The organism is Pseudomonadota bacterium, assembly GCA_016711215.1.
GTDB lineage: Bacteria > Myxococcota_A > Polyangia.
This window is the reverse complement of sequence record JADJTL010000003.1, coordinates 687,937-706,871: the sequence shown is the minus strand read 5'-3', so window position 1 is coordinate 706,871 and position 18,935 is coordinate 687,937. Positions and strand designations below refer to the sequence as shown.

Here is an 18,935-nt window from a genome sequence, read left to right as displayed (position 1 = left end):
ACTGAAACGGTGGCGGGCTTCAAGAAGCGGATCGAGTTCGACGCCACCTTGAGGGCGGAGAGCGCCGAACTGGCGGTAAGCGCGATTTGGCCGAACATGCTAGAGGCGCCCTCGCTGGGCGCGGGCTCATGGAGAGTCGCGGCTGACACCACTTGGCGGCCACCAGGGGGCGTGGCGCGTCAATGGGTGCTGCGGCGCGGCGCCGAAGAGGTGGCCATCGAAATCTTCGTGTCTTCCGCGGGGCACGGGCCGGCCAGGCGTTTTCTGCTCTCTCGGAGTACAGAAAACACGATGGCTCCCAGACGGCGTATTTTCCGACGATGGCAACGGCGGGCTGCAGTTTCACCGCCTTGCCCCACCAAGCGACGACGACATCGACAGGCTCCTGCTTCGGGTGGCCGCGAAGGTGGACAAGCTCCTGTCGGACTCCGATGATGACGGTCCAGTCGACGAGGATGCTCAGGCCATGCTTGACGATCAGGCCGCTGCCGTCAATGCGCCGTGCAAGGCTCCGCGTTGGTCTCGGGCTACAGACAACGACCGGCCCCGCAGGTCACGCTGCGCCGTCTTCGAGGGCTACTCGCTGCACGCCGATCTGGCCGTCCACCAAAGAGACAGAAAGACACTCGAGCGTCTGCTGCGTTACGGGCTGAGGCCTCCCTTCGCACAAAAGCGGCTCTCGCTGACCTCCGAGGGAAACGTCCGCCTCAAGCTACGAAAACCCTACTACACCGGGCAGAGCGAAATCGTGTTGCCGCCCCAGGACTTCCTTCGTCGGCTTATCGCCACGATTCCTCCCAAGCGGATGAATCTGGTCCGCTTTCACGGAGTGTTCGCCCCGCGCGCGACGGTTCGGCCGGCGCTGAAGGGTCTGTTGCCCTGCAAACCTCAGGGCAACCCCAGCACCACCACCAAGCCGTCCACCACCACGGAGGCGACGGCCATCGCCGAGCCCTCTGCCGCGCCCAAAGAAGACCTCCCGCCGTTGCCTCCGCGCTACAGACGGCCCTGGCACGAGTTGCTCAAGAGAGTCTTCGACTTCGACATCGTCTGCGGATGCTGTGGCTCGAAGATGCACCACATCAGCCATATCGAGCATCCCCAGACCATCGAGCGCATCCTCAGCCACCTCGGTCTGCCGACCGAGCCGCCCCGCAAAGCCCCCGCCCGTGCTCCCCCGCAGTGTGAGCTCGACTTCGGCCACGTCGACGAGCCCGAGCTGGATGACGTCCCCGTCATCTACGTCGACTGACCGGTCTACCCAACCGCCGCGCTCGATTCTCGAGGCGGCCCTGGCATCCGTGCGTCTCCACTCCCATTTCCCCGGAATAGCTTGCATCCTGGTTTACGATCCAAACCCTGATAGAATCGGAATCAGCCTCAGCCGGCCACCCGGGCTACCCGGCCCTGTCGGCCCAAACCCGCTCTATTCGGCCTATCCCTTTCGATGAAGCCGGGACCCTGTTCTTCATCGACCCGCCCTATGCCGAGGAGTGGGCTCTCGACGACGGGATCCCGCCCGAGGAGATCGCGGACGCGGTCTCGAAGCTCAAGGGCGACTTCGTAGTCGCGTACACCGACTCGGCTCGCGCGAGGAGGGCGCTGAGCAAGGTCGGCCATCTCTTCACGATGAAGGTGACCGAAGGCCGAGGCGCCGGACTCTGGCAGAAGCGCAGCCGGCTCTTCGTCAGCTCCTCCAAGCTGCGCAAGACCGATGACCTCGAGTGGCTGGCGGACGAAGCTGGGCCAGGAGCCACGAACCCGCTCGTGGCCGAGGCGCTCGCCAAGCAGATCCCGCTCTTCAAGACGGACGAGGAGCGCTTCGTCCTCGGCGTCGTCCTCGAGCCGGAGACGGTCGACTCGCAGAAGGACATCTACTCCGCCCTCGAGGTGCGCGAGGCCGCTCACCGCTTCATGGAGGAGTACCAGAACGTCGGCCTCATGCACCGCCAGCTCGTGAACGACCGGGTGAAGATCCTCGAGTCCTACGTAGCACCGGTCGACTTCGACGCCGTCGGCGGACACGTGAAGAAGGGCACCTGGCTCCTCGCCGTGCGCGTCGAGGACGATGAGCTCTGGAAGCAGGTCAAGGACGGGGCACTGACCGGGCTGTCGATCGGCGGCAACGCAGTCAGAAATCCGGAGTAGGACGTAATGCCGAGTCGCGCCTCCAAGAGCCTGGAATCGCTCGGGCTGGCCGCAGATCACTCGGCATAACGCCAACATGTCAAACCACGAGCTCGACGCAGCAAGCATCGCGCAGAGCGAGGGGCATCCGGAACTTCCGGATGCACGAAGCGCTGCCATCATCGACGGGACTCTGTTGGGGCGGACCGCTCAGCAGGTTGGTCGCTTCACAGCGGCTGAGTAGGCGAAGCTGCGGATGGCGAAGCCGGTGGCCCGCCCGTGCCTCCGTGTCGCAAGCGCCGCTCGAGCCAGAATCCAAGCCATACCAGAGTGCCACCCACCAGCAGGAGATGGAGCCACCACGCCTCTGCAGAGTGAGCGACTACGAACTGGAAGTAGAACGTGTAGACGTTGATGATGAGAAACGTCAGGCCGTAACCCCGAAGCATCCGCTGACCCAATGTTCCAGCGAACCATAGGCACGCCACGCTGACTATGGCCCAGAGGAGGCTAAAGCCGATTCGCTCGCCTTCGTTGCCTTCCCAGCGGACGTGTTCCTCGAAGTAGCCAAACACCGCAAAGAACCAGAGCGCCAGGTGAATAACGAGAAGACCAAGGTGCGCATAGACGCGAGAAAATGACTGGTACGCACCCCGCAAGCGCGCTGCGTGCAACCAGGCGACTCCGAGGAAGACAAGACCGGCGGCAATGAAGCGCAGCGGGTAGTTCATGCTCAGCCAATAGGCGCCCCACCCGGACACATAGCCGGTCTCGCCACCAAAGAAGACGAAGAAGCAGACCCCCGAATGGATGAGCACGAGCCGGTTGCGCAGAAGATAGGCAAGACCCGCGAGCAAGACTGATTGCGTTCCCACCAGTGCAGGCCAATTCTTCGACCCGGTAGAGAAGTCGATCGCCAGTAGAATCGTTAGGCCTTGCAGCGCGAAGCCGGCAGCCATCTCCAGGGCGGCCCCAGTCTTCTCAAGCCCCTTGGCTCGCGTGAGCCAACGCGCAAGGAAGATCAGGCCCACGGTGGCGCCGGCGAGGCCGATCTCCCCGAGGCGGAGGGCGTTTACGAGCTCCTTGGCGAGCAAGACAATGCCAGCGCCGGCCGTGACGGCGCCGAGAATCGTGAACCAACGGACGAGCACGAGCACGTCCCAGCGCTCGGTCGGATACCGCGCTGCAATCTGTTGCACCTGCCTTGGATCAAGGATGCCCTGCATGGCCAGGTGGTCGATCTCGACAAGAATCCGGCGGTTCAACCGTGTGCTCATGCTGCTTTCTCCCGAACTCGTTTCAGCAGGAGTTCGCAGGCCACTCCAGCACCGAAGAGAGAAAGACCACCGAGGAGGAAGAAGACGCCTTCATGCGTGCGCTGCCAGAAATGCTCAAAATAGCGCGTGTAGACGTTGACCCCGAAGGCGGTCACGCCGAATGCAGTCATCAGGCCGTTATGCAGCCGCGCCCCCGCGACGATCTGACCAATGGCGGCCAGGGCAAAAGCTGCGATCCAAATGTTTGCGCCCCCCCAACGAGCGTCTCCATCGATCGTCATGATGACCAGCGAGAGATTCAGGTAGACGAGACCGACCGCTTCATAGGCCTGGAAGAAACGGCCCGTTCGCGCACGTAGATGCAGCTCGTGGTAAATGCCGATCCCGATGCCGAGAAGAGCTGCGGCGCTCATCAAGCGCGGATCTTGAATGAACACGCCATAGGTCGACCGGCCGAACATCGCCGTCCAGCTCCCGACCCAGTGGAAGAAGCCAAGGAGCCCCAAGATCAGGACGAAGATGTTCCCGAATCGATAGGCAAGGAATCCAATGACAGGAAGCGTCAGAACCCCCGTGACCAAGACGATCTGCTCCTCGGGGACATCGAAGGAATGCGCCGCTACACCGATCCCGAGCGTCGCTGTTACCAATCCCAGCGTCAGGACCACTTTCGACGAGATGCCGTAACGTCCCAGCTTGTCGATCGACAGCCAGATCCCTCCCCAGGTGAGCCCAGCACCCACCGCGAGCAGGAGAAAGGAGGCCACCACCATCGAGCTGGAAATCGCGCCGGCGAGTCCGAGAAGTCCGAAGAAAGCGAGGAGACCTCCCGAGATGCCTAGGTACTTTATCGCCTGACCAACTCCGAAGGATCTCAGCTCATACCGCTGCCTCAGGAGTTCGTGGGTCTCCTTCGATATCAGCCCGTCTGTCAGCCACGCGCCGAGATCCTGCGCCAGCCGCTCGCGCATCGCACGCACTGCCATGGTTGCTCTCCGCTCTTCGCCCTCCTGGCGACCGGGCGGCAAAAGTACCACGACCAGCCCTGATACTCCGAGGCCCATCTACAAGCTGGTCAGGAACTCCAGAACTTCCGGCCGGCGCCATCGCCCGCGCGTCGGCTTGATCGGCGGCGGGTTGGCCTCGATCGCCTTGCGCTTCTCCTCGAGATCGACGTGGCCGTAGAAACGCTCGGTCGTCGTGATCTGCGCGTGCCCGAGCAGGGCGGCGATCGCGTTGGGCTCGTCGCCCGCGCGGCGCATGTGCACGGCTGTCGTGTGCCGGAGCGAATGAGGGTGAACGCGCTTGCGGCCCAGAGACGAGACGCGCACGCCGGCCTTCTCCACGTACTTCTGCAGGAGGTAGGCGACCCCGTCGCGACCGAGGCGCTCACCGCGCTGGTTGACGAAGATCGGCGCAGTGCTCGTCGGCTCGACCCCGCGTCGGGCCAGCAGATCGCGGAGCACCACGGCGGTCTGGGGCCAAAGCGGGCTCACGCGCTCCTTGTTGCCCTTGCCGCGCAGGCGCACGAAGAACGGCTTGAAGAGGTGGAGGTCATTCGCGTTGAGATTGAGGGTCTCCTGCACTCGGTTTCCGCAGTTGTAGATGAGCGCGAACAGGGCGTAGTCGCGCAGCCCGCCGGACTTCGACCTGTCGATGGCGGCGAGCACCGCCTCCAACTCGTTGCGCTCCAAGTAGTCGATCGGCCGACGTGGCGCGATCTTCATCGGTATCACGATTACCCGCTGGCACTGCTCGAAGGCCGTGGGAACATTGGCCGCGACGATGCGGAAGAACGTGCGGATCGCGGCAAGCCGGACGTTGCGGGTCGCGATGCTGCACTTCCGCTCGCCCTCGATGTGCTCGAGGAAAGCGAGCACCGTCGGCGCGTCAAGGTCCGCGAGCGAGAGATCGGCGACCTTCTTGCTGGCGCGGCAAGCCGCGAAGCCGAGCAGGAGCTTGAACGTGTCGCGGTAGCTGTGGACCGTATGCGGGCTCGCCCCGCGCTGGCCAACCAGGTAGTCGGTGAAGAAGAACGTGATCTGGCGTCCCAAGGTTTCAGGCGAGTGCATGGTGGTCTCCCGCGGCCGCGACAAGCGAGCCGCCGTAGGTCCGGAAAAAGGGTAAGGCCTTTAATCCACGTTTTCGCCTGCGGAGGCGAGTATCGCCGGTCGGGGCCAGCGGTTCGCGGCGGTGAGTCAGCCGCTCGGGCGAGCAGTGTAGGGGCAGCAGTCGGCTCGTAGGGCTGCAGCGGGCGCAGCTTGGCCAACGCTGGCCGAGCCGATGGCGGTCAGCGAGGTTGGAGCGGTTCAGGTCTCGATTGGAACAGCTCGGGCTGGGGCTCGAGGTTCGGGGGCAACTGCGGAGGGTCGGGACCGGTGCCGGGGTCGTCGTCGCGATGAGCGGGGTGAGCCAAGATGGCGGCGATGGCGTCGGGGTCCTTGACGACAGCGATCAGACGCATTCGACGTTGGCAGCGCGGGCAGACGAGGGGATCGTCGAACGTGCGCCGCAGGAGTTCAGACCAGGCGATGCGCAGGTGCGGCGGCGGCGCGGAGGAAGGGGCGTCATGGCGGTCGGTTGACTGCTGGGGGCGCAGCGGCGGACAAGCAAACGGGTCGTCGGCCGGATCGAGCTGTTGGGCGACGCGCTGGGCGATAGCCTGGCGCTGGCGGTGGGCGGAGGCGAAAACGCCATAGAAGCGGATGAGATTGAGCCAAGGTGGCGGTGTCAGGGCGGCAAGCCGGCGGATGAACTGCTGCGGGGTCATTTGAAGCTGCGTCCGTCCGGTGGCGGTGGGCTTGCGAAGCCTGTAGACGACCATGCCCTCTAACAGCGAGACACGGCGGGCAGCCAGCGCCGGTCGCGCACCGTAGCGGAGCAGCCGACGCAAGCCACGCCGATCCTCGGCGGCCACTGCAACGTCGGCGTGCAGCGAGTAGCCGTCGAGCGCAAAGCAGCGAGGCCGGGCCGGCGGCTGGGGTGCCGGGTGGGTCTGCCATGGATGGCGACGAGGCGCCTGGGTGGCCTCCGCGAGGGAGTGCTGCAGCGCATCGGGGTCATCGTCGTCGATGGCATCAGCGCATTGCTGCTGCACCAGCGCCTCGATGCGGTCTCCGATGCGGCGTAGGAGCGCTTCGACTTCGTCGTCGCGCGGCGGTGGGAGCTGCGCGAAACCCAGCGCCCCACCCTCGTCGACGGAGAACACGCCATCGGGCACCAGCGCGTGAAAGTGTGGGGACAGAAGCAGCTGTGAATTGAACCGATGGATGAAGGTCACCGATCCACACAGAGGCTGGGCGATACCGACCCGTCGCGCCACACGCCGTTGCCAGGCAAACAGACTGCGTAACACCACCGACAACGCCGCGCTGAGCAGCTTGGTGTTGGTGCCCACCTGCCAGTGGATGCGCCACGGCAGCGACACTGTCCACTGCCGGTAGGCCACCTTGGGCAGCACCTTCGCGCTCAGAAACAACGCCGTCTGCTCCATCCGTCGATTCGCGCACGACGGGCACAACCTGCCTTTGCACGAAAACGCCAGCAAGTGGTTGAATCCACATGCCTTGCAGACAAGGCGCGAGAACCCTCCGGCAAGCCGTCCGCAACGCAGGTAACGCTCGAATTCCTTGCGTACAAACGCCGGGTAGCCGGCACCATGCGCGTCGGCTTGCGCCAGCACCGCCTCGTAGTGCGTGTCGATGACATGGTAGAGCGCTGACTTACCGGGTCGCCTTCGTTGATACCCCCGCTCCGATGGCGCCGCTGCTGTTGCACGTCCCGACACGCCCCCGCGACAGCGCACTCACAGTGCCAACGACGGCCCCCCGTGCTTTCAAGCACTTAGCTGCCTACTGTCCCGCTGATGTCCGCATACCGGTCCGGTGCATCCGACCGTCGGTGCCTTGCGACCGGATCGCTTTCGTCACAGAGGCCATTCACTGCGAGAAAGTGCAACCGATCGCTTTGCACACGCACCAGGCGCCTTGCCACAACCCCGTGCTGTCAGCCGCCAGCCGGAGAGCGGCTCTGCGGCTCACTTCCGCCGGCGAAAACGCGGAAGTCGACGTTGGGGAACGGGTTGTCGATCCTTTCGAGGGCGATAGCACCCGCTCGTCAATCTGCTCGGCCTCGATGGCATCTGCGAGGGCAGAGCCCCTACTCGGGTTGAGGTTTTCCGGGGTTGAGGTTTTCCGGAGAAGAGGTTTTCCGGATGCTTGCCGTTCCGGTGCGGATGGTATGCGAAGCGCGCAGGTGTGCGGGACAGGGGCGAGAGGCGGGACGGGATTGACCAGGAGGGCGGCGGCTGCCGCTGTTTCTCTTGGGGCGAGGGGGCGTCTTTACCCGCCTGAACGCAGCCAGCCCATCTCAGCGTGGCGAGGCGCGAGGCACGAGGGCAGCGGGGAGCGCGCGGGCCGGGTGGACTTTGCCTCAGGGCGCCTGGCGCAACACGCGCCCGCGTAAAGCCGCAGCGCGTAGGTGCCAAAGGGAAAGGTTGCGCCCCGGTCGCCCGCGCGCCAGCGTAACCAAGCGTCCCGGTAGCCCGCGACGAAATCGCGCAGGCGTTGCAGCGCCTCGATGCGCGCCCATTTGTTCCCACCGGCCACCCGAGGACTCGTTTTACGGCGTGGTTCGGGCCGGCTCGGCGTATCGAACGCCGACTGCCGCAGCACGGCGCGGCGGCCAAGCACGCCCCTGCCCTCCAGGCGGCGTTGGTCTGCAAGCGCCAGCTCGCGCGCAGTGACCGCGTCGGTCAGCAGCGCAACGTACTCATCCGCGTCCAGGTCCACGTACGCGGGCAGCGGAGCTACCGTCAAACTGGCCTCTGCTGGCAGCGGCCCCCGCTCACGAAAGAAGCGCTTGGGCCGCTTATAGGACTCGGCGCGCCCGAGCCGTGCCGGCCGGCTGATGAGCCCGGGCCAGTGATGGTGCTCTGTCACCAGGCCCGCTGCCGCCGGGTTGGTCAGCGTGTAGACGGCCTTGTCGAGCTGGGCTTCAGCATCCACCAGGCGCACGACCGACGGCGGCTCGCTCGCCCAGAGGTTTTCCCAGCGTCCCCAGTGCGCGTTGAGGCACTTCGCCGTGAACTCGAAGAGCCAGCGGCAGAACTCCGGCCGCGTCCCGCGAACGTCGGTGATCACGAGATGCAGGTGATTGGAGAGCACGCAGAAGGCGTGCACCCGCACGCCATATCGTTCGGCCGCGACGGCGAGACAGTAGCCGACGATGCCATTGACCGCGCCCGACGGCCGCAGCAGAAACTGCCGCTGCGCACAGCGGCGCGTCACCATCAGCGTCTCACCAGCGATTACAGGCCGCGGCAGGCTCATGTAGCGCCGGGGCGATTGCAGACGACGTGCCGATCATGCTGCCGCATGATTCTGAACGGTTAGCCCAAAGCGCTGCGCCTTCCGTCCGACCTTCGGTCCCGGTTCCGCCGGAAGACCGGCCTTGGGTTCCGCCGGAAGACCGGCCTTGGGATGGGCCCGCGCATCAACCCGGGTGCGACAGGTGACAGGTGGGGTGCGACAGGTGCGACAGGGATAGGTCCGCGCATCAACCCGGGTGCGACAGGTGACACCGCTCACCGGCGACACCGCGGGTGCGGCGACACCGCTCACCGGCGACACCGCGCATCAACCCGAGGCGACACGGCCGCGCATCAACCCGGGTGAGGCGACACGGCGGCTCACCGGCGACACCGCGCATCAACCCGAGGCGACACGGCCGCGCATCAACCCGGGTGAGGCGACACGGCGGGGTGAGGCGACACGGCGCTGAGCTTTACAGCCGCTGCTAACCCCATCTTGACCACCCCCACGCGCAAGTAGCTGAAATCAAGCGACTCCGGATCAGGCCGCAGATACAAAGCAGGCTACACGGCAGGCCTCGGGTCGATGCGGGCGGCCATCTGATCCTGGTCGACGAGGTGCTCGATGCGCAGGCGAGCAAGCAGCTCGCGCTGCTCGACGCTCGGCTCGGTGGCGACGTAGGCGACGGATTCGTCGGGCCCGGTGGCGACCATGTTGAGATGGCCGGCGGCGAGTTCCTCGAAGGCCGCGGGGGCGGTCATGGCTTTGCCCGCTTTGCGAAGGCGGCGCTCAAGGGTGCGTTCGAGCAGGAGCGCGAGCATGCACAGCGACACGTGCGCGCGAACTTTCGGGTCGGTGCGATGAAAGACGGGGCACAGAGGGGCCGCCTGGTGCGGCGCCTCTCAGTTTCCGGCCCCCATCGCGCCGGCCGCCGCGCGATTTTGCTCCTGGCGATTCTGTATCGCCCGGTTCGCCGCCACCTCTTGCATCTTCCGATTGACATGCTCTCCCTGGGGCATCAAGAGCGCGCCGTGGCGCAGCCAGGTCCAGAGAATCCAGCTGAGATTCGACAGGCCGGAGCCGATGGTGTCGGTCAGGCGCTGCCGGCCGAGGGTGAGCATGCCGGCGTTGAATTGACGTTCGGCCATTCCGAGGTGGTACTTCGCCAGCCGCGCCAGCGCGGCGTTCTTGCCGTCGACGGGTCCGAGCTCGCGCTCGACGCCCTCCACGATTTGCTGGGCCATCGCGAGCTGGGTCGCGGCGCGTTCGCGCACGTCCTCGGCGGCCTGGTCGGGTCCGGCGAAGCGCTCGGGATGGCGCGCCATCGTGAAGGCGTCGAAGGCGGCGCGCTCGGCTTGTTCGAAGGTGGCGCGTTGCAGGTCGCTGCGGCGCCGCGCCGAGGCGGTCGCGTCGGTGGCGATCGCGTAGTTCGGGTCGAGCTCCTGCGTCGTCGCCTCGAGCAGGTCGTAGGCTGCCTCGACCTCCCAGGGGTGGCCGGCCTTGACGGCCTTGCGGATCTGGCCGCGGCTGCCGCTGATCCCCGTCAGCTTGCGCTTGATCAGGGCCAGCGTGCGCGCGTTATAGCGCTGCAGGCGCCCGTTCTGCGGCTGGGAAGCGTTGCTGCTGGAGAGGTCTTGCAGCAGCCCGCGGTAGAGCCCGGCTCGTTCTTCCGTCCGGCGCTCCTGCTCCCCGACGCTGGTCGGCTGGGCGCCGCGGTTGCCGGTCTCGACTCCGCGGGCCATCGCCAGCAAGACCCGTCGCCGCGCTGCAGCGGCGGTGGGGGCACCGGCGCTGCCCTGGGCCGCGAGGTCGTCGATGAGCTCCATCGCTCCGCCGTAGTCGCCCTTCGAGGCCCGGCGATCGACCTTGCGCACCTCATGGCTCATCGTGCTGAAGCGCCAGGCCTCGCGCCCCAGCCCCTGCGTGACGCCCTTGACGGCCGACAGCGTGCCACCTACCAGGGCCGCGCCGAGATTGAGTACCAGCCCATCGGGGCGCGCTTCGAGCAGGAAACAAATCGTGCGCAAGGGGGCCTGGCGCAGGTAGGCCGCGCCGGCGGCGTAGACGCGGTGCGCCAGGCGATCGATGGCTCGCTTGGTGGCCGTGTGGCGGGTCGTGCTGAAGCCCCAGGCGCCCGCGATCAAGCCCGCTCCAGATACGCCGGCCGCTGCAGCGGCCCGCGCCGCGCCGCCCACCACGCGGCTGGCCTTGCCAGGCTGGCCCCGGCGCCCGCCGGCGCGTGAGCTCGGTACGGCAGACGGGTGGGAGGAGGTTGCCCCTGCGCTGACAGTCTGGGGCCGCGCCGCGCCCTGGGGCTGGGCCGTAGGCGCTCTGGTTAGCTGATTGGGGCGCGAGGCCCTGGCCCGCCGGGCTCCGGCCGTGGGAGCGCCGCCGCGGACGCCAGGCCGTGCTTGCACGGGATGCGGCCGGCCGGCCAGTCCGCTGCGAGTCCCGACCGGCCCCGTCGCTGGTCTCGGCCGGAAGCTCGCGCGGGCCGCCGCGCCCGGCACCGCCAGCGCGCCGCCCTCGCCAAACGCCAGCGCGGGCAGCGCCGCCAGGAGGCCCACCAGAACCCGTCGTCGCGCAATGCTTTCGGGCCACGCCCGCATTCCTCACCCGCCGCGCTCTGGCTATGAACCCGACCGCGCCCCAGCGAACCCAACCGCTCCAGCGAACCCGACCGCTCCCCAGGGGCCGCCCCGACCCTGCCCCAGCGAACGCGAGCTCGGGCCCCTCGCCCGGGCGCTCCGCGCTGCTTCGGCATAGGCGATCCGGCCGGCCTCGGCCAGCTGCCCTCCCTGGCTCATGGCTGCTGCGCGGCGGTCAAGGCCGAGCGGGCCTGGCAGCCATTGCGGCAGGGGCCCACCGGGGGCAGATGGGAGGGCGGGGGACAGCCCGAGCCGTCCTTGCCCGAGGGCCCCGTGGCCACCTCCGCCGTGAAGTCCCAGTCGACGAGGATCGCCTCGCCCATGTCGGCAGCACTGCCACACTTATCATGCCAGGTCAGGCGCGCCACGCGGTCGATCTTCACGGCCTGACGGTAATACTGCGCGTAAAATCCGGGGAAGAGGTCGCTGCTCACGTCGCGTCCGAAATCCGCAGTGGTGCTGACGGAGCTGTTCTCGCTCACGCCGAAGCCCATGCTGAAGTTGAGGCCGCGCACAAAGCCGAGCTGACCGCCGAACTGAGGCGAGAGGTTGACGTCCTTGCCGCGCTGGCGCGAGGTGCCCTGGTTCTCGCGATAGCTGATCTGGCGCTGCTGCACGCCGCCGGGGATGCAAGAGCCCACCATCTCGGGCGCCTCGAACTCGACGATGCGGTCGGCGCTGGTGTCGCGCCGCATCACCACGGTCTGGAAGATCTCCAGCGGAATGACGATCTGCGCCGAGCTCCCCTGAGCATCGGTGGCCCGTATGCCGATCTGCGTGACCACATGGCCGTCGCGGCTGTTGGAGACGGCGTTCTCGGCAAGGCCGTCGCCGCTCACGATCTTGCGCGTGCGCAGCGTCTTGATCCCGGCCTCGGTGCCCGCCAGGTCGTTGAGCGCCTTGAACAGGAAGCGCTTCTCGCCCGAGGCGTTGGCGCGGCACTGCTCCTGGAGGAAGTTGAAGACATAGTCCTCCATGCGCGGGGAGGCCGAGGTTGGCGGGATCCCGCCGGCGCAGCTGCTCGCATCCTGGAGCGCCGAGCCGGCGCCCTGCCGCACGACATCGTCGATCGTGAAGGCCCCAGAGTTGTCCGAGACGGTGTCGAAGACGCCAAAGGTATCGCCGACGCTGAGGTGCTCGCGCAGAAAGGTCCAGCTGAAGGTGAGCGGCGTCGTGGGCGTTCCCGGGAGCAGGCCGACCGCCTCGACGGCGATCGAGAGCGGCTGGTCTTCGGTCGTGGCGCTGACGACCAGCCGGCAATCGGAGCCCTGCGGCCGCAGCGCGCGCACGACGAGCGAGGGCTTGATCTCGATGCCGACGCTGACCGGCGCGGAGAGCGCCTCGTTGCCGTCGGCATACTGATTGAGCACGCGGACCTCGCCGACGAAGCGGCCGAGCTTGTTGCCGTCGGGGTGAAAGACGATGTTGGGGAGCATGCGCCAGGTGAGCTGGGTGCTATTGACGAAGTGGGCCTCGACCTTGAGATTGATCGGCGCGCCAGGATAGGCCTGGCCCTGGGGGTCGAAGTAGCGACCGCTGATGACCAGCAGCGAGCGGCCGCGCTGCGGGTCGACGAAGCCCTGGCCGACGACCTGCAGGTCCTGGCCGACGGCCATGGCAGGCGGTGAGGCCAAGCTGACGACGGGCTTCTCGACGCTCCCTGGACGGGAGCCCGGGTCGTTCCCCGCGCCGGCGTCGCCGCAGGCGGCGAGGACCGCAGGAAGCAATACCAGGCTGGCAGCATAGAGGCTGCCCGCAGACCGGCTGCCCGCAGACGCCCGTGCACGTATCGGATCGCTTCCACGCATCGGATTGCCCTCCAAAGCAGCATCCGTGCCTCGTGAAAGCAATCCCTGTGCCCAAGGTGGCGGCGACGGTTTTCCCTTGGCGTCGCGGCCTCCGCCCGGCAGCGCCGGCGAGGGCTGGGGTCATTCGTGGTCGCAGTGGATCAACGGCGGCTGCCACCTGAGCCACCGGCTGGGCGCCTGCGGTCGCGCGCGAGACCATCCTCTGTGCCGCCGCTCCCGCGTCGTCGAAGCGCTTTCGGCCGGTTGTCAGACGCTCTGGGCCCTGCGGTCGCCCGGCCACGGCGGAGCACTGCGGGCACGCCGGTTGCTTTGCCCCTAGGCCGCGTCGGTATAGGGTGGCCGCGTTGGCAGCCCTCAAGCGTGGGGGATAGCTTCGAGGCCACGAAGCCCAAGGCGATGATAGCCCGCATCAAACACCCCCCCGGCCCCACAGACTCCTGGGACCCCTGCGACCACGGGCAGGAGCCTCGGCGGTGGATGGCCTCGCGCTCGGTTAGGGCCCGCTCGCCCAGGCTGCGGCCGCTGCTGGCGTTGATGCTCCTGGGCGCCGGCTGCCTCCCCGGCTGTCTTCCCGCTGGTGAGCCGCCGGACCTCACTGACGGGGTGCTCCCCGCGAGCTGCGGCAACGGCCGCTGCGAGCCGGGCCAGGGTGAGGAGTGCGTCAACTGCCCCGGGGATTGCTCGTGCTGCACCGGCGTCGACGCCCAGGGAAGGGTGCCGCTGGGGCAGGACCTGCTCGCCGCCAATGGCGCCCCGGATGGCAAGCTGATCGAGCTCGATCCGCTAGCCGATCTGCAGATCGCCCTCGGCCGCGAGCTCTACGACGTCCCCGATCAACCCGATCTTCAGCTCCACGGCGCCGTTAGCGGTGGTGGGGCAGGGGGAGGCGCGGGCGGTTGCGGCAGCCGGTCGGCCCGCACTGCGGCCTTCGAGGTCACGGTGAGCCTGGACGGCCAGCATTGGGCCCCGATCGGCTTCTGGGCCCAGGCGACGGGCGCCGCCGCCTTCGACCTGGCTTGCGCCCGTCTCGCTCGCGTGCGCTTCGTGCGCGTGCGCGGCACCTCCGGCGCGCGAGGCCAGCTCGACGCGGTCTCAGCGTTCACGGACGCCGCGGGCCGGCAGCCCTCCTGCGATCCCCGCGGTCTCGCCGGTGATGGGGGCCCGCGATGAGTTGCCGCGCGGCCGGGCCTACCGTGCTGCTGGCGCTCGCGCTCGCCTTCGCGGCGCCGCCGCCCGCCGCAGCCGCGGGCGATGCCGTGCGCTGGGAGATGCTGACCACGGCCGGCTTCGGCGACGACATGACCTGCCTCGCGGTCAGCCATCGCGATCCCAACTTCGTCCTGGCCGGGACCTTCAACGGCAAGCTCTATCGCACGACCGACGGCGGCAAGACCTGGCAGGAGATCACGGTCACGCCCTACCGCACCTTGTTCTTCGGCCGCGAGCGCCAGCCGGATTCACGACTCGAGTATGCCCTCGGCCTGCCCGGCAAGTCACCGCTGCTGCAGCGCTGGTTGCGCGGCAAGGGCCTCCACACCTCGGGCGTCAATCTGCAGCAGCTCTTGGTGCAGAAGGGCGACAAGATCGTCGGGATCAACTGGATCGAGTTCGAATGGGCCGACGACAGCCGCGTCTACATCGGCACCTCCGACGGCCTCTATCGCTCGACGGATCGTGGGCGCACCTTCTTTCGCATTTGGCAGGGCATCGCGGGCCAGGCCGAGCGCATGGTCTACAGTGTGGCCTCCGATCCCTTCGAGCCGCGCAACCTGCTGGTCGGCACCGCCAGCGGGCTGTTCATCTCTCACGATCGCGGCATCACGCTCGAGAAGGAGATGAACTTCTACATCCGCGATTCGGCGATCTACGGCTTGTTCTATGACCCGCAGGCCAAGGGCCTGCTGCATATGGCGATGTCGGGCGCGGCGATGGCCAGCCCGGACGGTGGCAAGAACTGGATCACGACGTACTGGGACCAGTGGCCGCCGCGCTCGGACGTGCACTGGATCACCTTGGGACCGAACAACGTCCGCGCCCTCGGCACGATGGACGGCATTTTCGCCTCTTGGCAGGGGGGCGAGTACGGCACCTGGTCGCGGCGCGGGCGGCGCTTCGTCGGCGAGATGGTCTCCAATCTGTTGATCACCAAGCGCCCCGAGGTCTGGTACGCGCTGACGGAGATCGCGCTCTGGCGCACCTCCGACGCCGGCAACACCTGGAACAAGGTGCTGCAGCTCGGCGGCGGCGAGACGGGGCGCTGGATTGAGGCCTTCGAGAGCGACGAGAATCAGCTCTGGGTGCTGACCAACCGCCGCATCTTGCGGCTGCGCACCGGCGACGACGATGACGAGGCCACGCTGGCTCACTCGCCCTTTAGCCGGCGCCTGCTCGACTTGCCCGACCTCTGGACCTTCTGGCGCAAGACGCTCGAGTACAAGCAGGTCTACTTTCGCGACAACCAGGCCTACCGCGACCGTGCGCCGTGGGCCGCGATGCTGCCGGAGCTGACCGTCGGTGCGACCTACGAGGTCGGACGCGAGCTGCGCCTCGTGCGCGCCTATCCCTACCTCTTGCTCCCCTTCCTCTACCACAACCGCTTCGATCCCCAGACCTGGCGCTTCGAGGTAATGGCGAATTGGGATCTGAGCCGCCTGGTCTTCGACCGCCGCTCGCTGCCGCACTTCGGCCGCATCGAGGGCCATCTCGACGAGGAGCGGCAGAAGCTCGCGCAACAGGTGCAGCGTCTCTACGCGGAGTATCGCAGCGCGGCCTATCGGTTGGTGCACGCAGCGCCGGCCAGCCTGCTCGAGCGCGAGCACAATCGGCTACGGCTGCAGGAGATCGCCGCATACTTCGATGCGATCAGCGGTGGCTACTGGAGCAAGGCTACAGGAGGTGTCCTTTGAAACGAACACTTGGCGTCGTTTTGACGCTGCTGCTCGTGCTTGGCGCGGCAGGTTCTGTTGGGGCCCAAGAGGGTGCAGCAGGCGAGGGGGGCGAGGGGGGCGCGCCGGCCGCGCCGCCGCCGCCGGATCCAGCCAAGCTGCGGGCGCTCAAGCTGAGCTTCGAGCGCGAGCCGACGGTCAAGGAGGTGCAGGTCCAGGCCTTGCGCTTCTTCCAGGTCCATCCCGAGCGCGTCAAGACCTACCGTACGGGGGCGATGCTCAAGGCGCTGGTGCCGGATCTGGAGGTCGCCGCCAACGCCGAGCGTGGCGTCAACGACCGGCGGATGACGGACGCGCTCTACAAGGCCGTCTACGCGATCAAGGAGAGCGAGGACAACAGCCACAGCACCTATTCGCTCAACGTGCGCGCGCACTGGTCGCTCGACCGCCTGGTCTTCAACGCCGAGGTGCTGGACGTGACCTCGTTGGTCGGCGTGCAAGAAGGTCTCTTGCGCGAGGTGACCTCGCTCTACTTCACGCGGCGCCGCTTGATGACCTTCCTCAAGCTCAATCCGCCGCAAGATCCCGGTGAGCGCATCACCGAGTCGATTCGCCTCGAGGAGATCACGGCGAACCTCGACGCGCTGACGGGCGGCTACTTCACCGACGAACTGCGCAAGCGCCTGGGAACCTAGCAACCAGAGGGAAGCAACGCAGAGGGATCCATGAGCCTACAGGTGCTCTTTCACGGTAATTGCTTCGACGGCGCGGTCTCCGCGGCGGTGTTCTGGCGCTTCTATCGCGAGCGCATCGATCCGCGCGCGGTGGTCAGCTTTCGCGGGATGAGTCACGGCCAGGGCGATCCCTACGGCGCCGATCACGCGGCGTGCTTCAACGCCGAAGAGAACGCCGTGCTCGATTTTCGTTACTCGCCCTCGCCGCGGCTCGGCTGGTTTTGCGACCATCACCAGAGCGCCTTCCTCCAGCCTGCCGATCGCGACCACTTCGCTGCCGACCGCTCCGGGCGCAAATGCTTCGACCCGCAGGCGCCCTCCTGCGCCGGTCTGCTCGCTCGTTGGTTGGCGCGCGAGCATGGCTTCGATCCGGCGCCGCTGGCCGAGCAGCTGCGCTGGGCCGATCTGATCGACAGCGCGCGCTTCGAGAGCCCCGCGCAGGCGGTGCGCCTCGAGTCCCCGGCGCTGCAGCTGATGGCGCTGCTCGAGCAGGCGCCGCCGCAGGCGCTGGTCGAGGCGCTGATCCAGGCGCTGGCCGCCGGGACCCTGGCGCAGGCGCGGGCGCTGCCGGCGATCGCGCAGGCGGTCGCCCCGGTGCTCGAGCAGCAGGCGGTGCAGCTCGAGCTCTTGCGGCGGCGGATCGAGGTCCAGCGGGGCGTGGCGACCTTCGACCTCTCGGCCGATGGCGTCGAGGGCTTCAATAAGTTCGTGCCCTACTATCTGCACGAGGGGCTGCGCTACACGGTGGGGCTGACCGCTTCGCCGCGCCGCGCCAAGGTCTCGGTCGGCAGCAATCCCTGGCAGCGTCCCGAGCCGCTGACCAACCTGGCCGAGCTCTGCGCGCCCTGGGGCGGCGGCGGGCATGCGGTGGTGGCGGGGATCTCGCTGCCGCCGGAGCAGCTCGATCGCGCGCGCGCGGCCGCCGAGGCGATCGCCGCCCACCTGCGCGCCACCGCGCCTTGAGGGCCCGCTGCGCTGGCGGAGGGCCCGCGGGGGCGGCGGCGTGGGCCGCCAAGGTGGCATTCGTCGCCTAGCTGTGATGTGATCGCGGGCCTGATCCCGACGAAGTCAGCATCAGGGCCTTATGCGGCGCGCGCGCGCCGCCGACGGGCGGCGCTGGCGGCGCTGGCGGCGCTGGCGGCGCTGGCGTTTGCGCTGGTCTGCGCGCCGCGACCGGCCGCGGCGCAGCTCACCGAGCTGCAGCTCGCGCGGCGCCAGGGGACGGGCTGGTGGGCGCGCTTCAAGGGCTCGGCGGCGCTGCTCTCGACCTATCTCGGCAGTGGCACGCTGCTGACCGGCGCGCAGGGCGACAACCCCAACGTCGGCCAGGAGCTGCTGCTCGTGCCGCGGCTCAATCTGACGCGGGCTCAGAGCCTGCGGTTGCTCTGGGGCGCGGGCTGCGAATACACGCCGGCCGACAACGCAGGTTCGGGGCGGCGCTGCACGCCGAGCGACCTGCGCCTCTCCTACCATCACCTCGCGCTCTGGCGCGATCCTTGGCTCGGGGGCAAGCTGACCGGCAGCGCTCAGCTCTGGTTGCCGGTCTCCTATGAGAGCCGGGCCAACGACACCGTCGTCAATCTGCGCGGCGCCGCCGGCTACCTGGTGCGGGTCGCGCGCGACCGGCTCGAGCTGCGCTACGATCTCGCCCTGCAGAAGTACCTGCCGACCCGGCGCGAGCGCGGTCAGGGGGTTGCCCACCGCGCTGGCGATGGTCTGGCGCTCTGCCTCGCCCGCGCGGGGCGGGGCGACGGTACGGCCTGCGGCTCTGGTGGGCCGATGAACGACAACGTGCTGCTGATCAACAGCCTGCACACCGCCTGGTTCTTCAGCGATCGCCTCTGGTTCAGCGCCGATCTGCTGCTCTACAACTACTTCCGCTTCGCCGTGGCCGACGATCCGCTCAGCGCGCCGGGGCTGCCGCGCGTCGGCCGCGCCGATCAGAGCTGGGGCACGCTCGAGCTGGCTTACCAACTCCAGCAGCACGTCGTGCTCGCGCTCGGCGCCTCGAGTCGGCAGCCGGCGCTGACCGCCGATGGGCGTTGGCCGCGCTTTCCCTTCTGGGACTTCGTTTCCCCGGCGAATAACTACAGCCAGCTCTATCTCTCCGCCACCGTGATCTACTGAGCGCTACCGTGGCGGGC

The 18,935-nt window shown here is 67.8% G+C and carries 16 protein-coding genes; 8 read left to right on the top strand and 8 right to left on the bottom strand.

Features of this window, described 5'->3' with window-relative positions:
* The first annotated feature begins 142 nt into the window (after positions 1-142).
* Positions 143-1,252: a transposase gene (locus IPL40_11735; protein MBK8481833.1), complete on the top strand. Its 1,110-nt coding sequence runs from the start codon at positions 143-145 to the stop codon at positions 1,250-1,252.
* Positions 1,253-1,629: 377 nt separating this feature from the next.
* Positions 1,630-2,148 (top strand): hypothetical protein, encoded by a 519-nt coding sequence (locus tag IPL40_11730; protein ID MBK8481832.1) that lies wholly within the window; start codon positions 1,630-1,632, stop codon positions 2,146-2,148.
* Between the two features lie 206 nt (positions 2,149-2,354).
* Here IPL40_11730 and IPL40_11725 read toward each other — a convergent pair whose 3' ends face one another.
* The 5 genes from IPL40_11725 to IPL40_11705 all read right to left on the bottom strand — a co-directional run bounded on the left by IPL40_11725 (position 2,355) and on the right by IPL40_11705 (position 8,734).
* Positions 2,355-3,404, bottom strand: a complete 1,050-nt coding sequence (locus IPL40_11725) for a DUF2157 domain-containing protein (GenBank protein MBK8481831.1) — start codon at positions 3,402-3,404, stop codon at positions 2,355-2,357.
* Positions 3,401-4,390, bottom strand: a complete 990-nt coding sequence (locus IPL40_11720; protein ID MBK8481830.1) for a hypothetical protein — start codon at positions 4,388-4,390, stop codon at positions 3,401-3,403. Before IPL40_11720 ends, IPL40_11725 begins: the two co-directional genes overlap by 4 nt.
* 78 nt (positions 4,391-4,468) lie before the next feature.
* Entirely contained in the window at positions 4,469-5,476 is a 1,008-nt protein-coding gene (locus IPL40_11715) for a tyrosine-type recombinase/integrase (GenBank protein ID MBK8481829.1), read from the bottom strand.
* A gap of 218 nt (positions 5,477-5,694) precedes the next feature.
* Entirely contained in the window at positions 5,695-7,086 is a 1,392-nt protein-coding gene (locus tag IPL40_11710; GenBank protein ID MBK8481828.1) for a transposase, read from the bottom strand.
* 658 nt (positions 7,087-7,744) lie between these two features.
* A complete protein-coding gene (locus IPL40_11705; protein ID MBK8481827.1) occupies positions 7,745-8,734 on the bottom strand; it encodes a hypothetical protein in 990 nt (329 codons plus the stop codon).
* Positions 8,735-8,978: 244 nt separating this feature from the next.
* Here IPL40_11705 and IPL40_11700 point away from each other — a divergent pair, with 244 nt between their 5' ends.
* Positions 8,979-9,185 carry a hypothetical protein gene (locus IPL40_11700; GenBank protein ID MBK8481826.1) on the top strand — a complete coding sequence of 69 codons (207 nt, stop codon included), beginning with the start codon at positions 8,979-8,981 and terminating at the stop codon, positions 9,183-9,185.
* 94 nt (positions 9,186-9,279) lie between these two features.
* On the opposite strand, the gene IPL40_11695 is transcribed toward IPL40_11700, so the two are convergent.
* The 3 genes from IPL40_11695 to IPL40_11685 form a co-directional block, all read right to left on the bottom strand.
* On the bottom strand, positions 9,280-9,477 hold the full coding sequence (locus tag IPL40_11695; GenBank protein MBK8481825.1) for a hypothetical protein: 198 nt from the start codon (positions 9,475-9,477) through the stop codon (positions 9,280-9,282).
* Positions 9,478-9,618: 141 nt separating this feature from the next.
* On the bottom strand, positions 9,619-10,860 hold the full coding sequence (locus IPL40_11690; protein ID MBK8481824.1) for a hypothetical protein: 1,242 nt from the start codon (positions 10,858-10,860) through the stop codon (positions 9,619-9,621).
* 659 nt (positions 10,861-11,519) lie between these two features.
* Entirely contained in the window at positions 11,520-12,998 is a 1,479-nt protein-coding gene (locus IPL40_11685; GenBank protein ID MBK8481823.1) for a hypothetical protein, read from the bottom strand.
* A 651-nt stretch (positions 12,999-13,649) separates the two neighbouring features.
* Here IPL40_11685 and IPL40_11680 point away from each other — a divergent pair.
* From IPL40_11680 to IPL40_11660, 5 genes are all read left to right on the top strand, one after another.
* Positions 13,650-14,342, top strand: a complete 693-nt coding sequence (locus IPL40_11680) for a hypothetical protein (protein MBK8481822.1) — start codon at positions 13,650-13,652, stop codon at positions 14,340-14,342.
* A complete protein-coding gene (locus IPL40_11675) occupies positions 14,339-16,078 on the top strand; it encodes a hypothetical protein (protein ID MBK8481821.1) in 1,740 nt (579 codons plus the stop codon). Before IPL40_11680 ends, IPL40_11675 begins: the two co-directional genes overlap by 4 nt.
* Positions 16,075-16,752: a hypothetical protein gene (locus tag IPL40_11670; GenBank protein MBK8481820.1), complete on the top strand. Its 678-nt coding sequence runs from the start codon at positions 16,075-16,077 to the stop codon at positions 16,750-16,752. Before IPL40_11675 ends, IPL40_11670 begins: the two co-directional genes overlap by 4 nt.
* 30 nt (positions 16,753-16,782) lie before the next feature.
* Positions 16,783-17,754, top strand: a complete 972-nt coding sequence (locus tag IPL40_11665; protein MBK8481819.1) for a hypothetical protein — start codon at positions 16,783-16,785, stop codon at positions 17,752-17,754.
* A gap of 78 nt (positions 17,755-17,832) precedes the next feature.
* Positions 17,833-18,918, top strand: a complete 1,086-nt coding sequence (locus IPL40_11660) for a hypothetical protein (GenBank protein MBK8481818.1) — start codon at positions 17,833-17,835, stop codon at positions 18,916-18,918.
* Positions 18,919-18,935 lie beyond the last annotated feature (17 nt).

Excerpts from the sequence above, each read along its gene's own strand:
- IPL40_11730 (MBK8481832.1), top strand. The coding sequence starts at position 1,630 with ATGAAGGTGACCGAAGGCCGAGGCGCCGGACTCTGGCAGAAGCGCAGC.
- IPL40_11725 (MBK8481831.1), bottom strand. The coding sequence starts at position 3,404 with ATGAGCACACGGTTGAACCGCCGGATTCTTGTCGAGATCGACCACCTG.
- IPL40_11720 (MBK8481830.1), bottom strand. The coding sequence starts at position 4,390 with ATGGCAGTGCGTGCGATGCGCGAGCGGCTGGCGCAGGATCTCGGCGCG.
- IPL40_11715 (MBK8481829.1), bottom strand. The coding sequence starts at position 5,476 with ATGCACTCGCCTGAAACCTTGGGACGCCAGATCACGTTCTTCTTCACC.
- IPL40_11705 (MBK8481827.1), bottom strand. The coding sequence starts at position 8,734 with ATGAGCCTGCCGCGGCCTGTAATCGCTGGTGAGACGCTGATGGTGACG.
- IPL40_11695 (MBK8481825.1), bottom strand. The coding sequence starts at position 9,477 with ATGACCGCCCCCGCGGCCTTCGAGGAACTCGCCGCCGGCCATCTCAAC.
- IPL40_11680 (MBK8481822.1), top strand. The coding sequence starts at position 13,650 with ATGGCCTCGCGCTCGGTTAGGGCCCGCTCGCCCAGGCTGCGGCCGCTG.
- IPL40_11675 (MBK8481821.1), top strand. The coding sequence starts at position 14,339 with ATGAGTTGCCGCGCGGCCGGGCCTACCGTGCTGCTGGCGCTCGCGCTC.
- IPL40_11665 (MBK8481819.1), top strand. The coding sequence starts at position 16,783 with ATGAGCCTACAGGTGCTCTTTCACGGTAATTGCTTCGACGGCGCGGTC.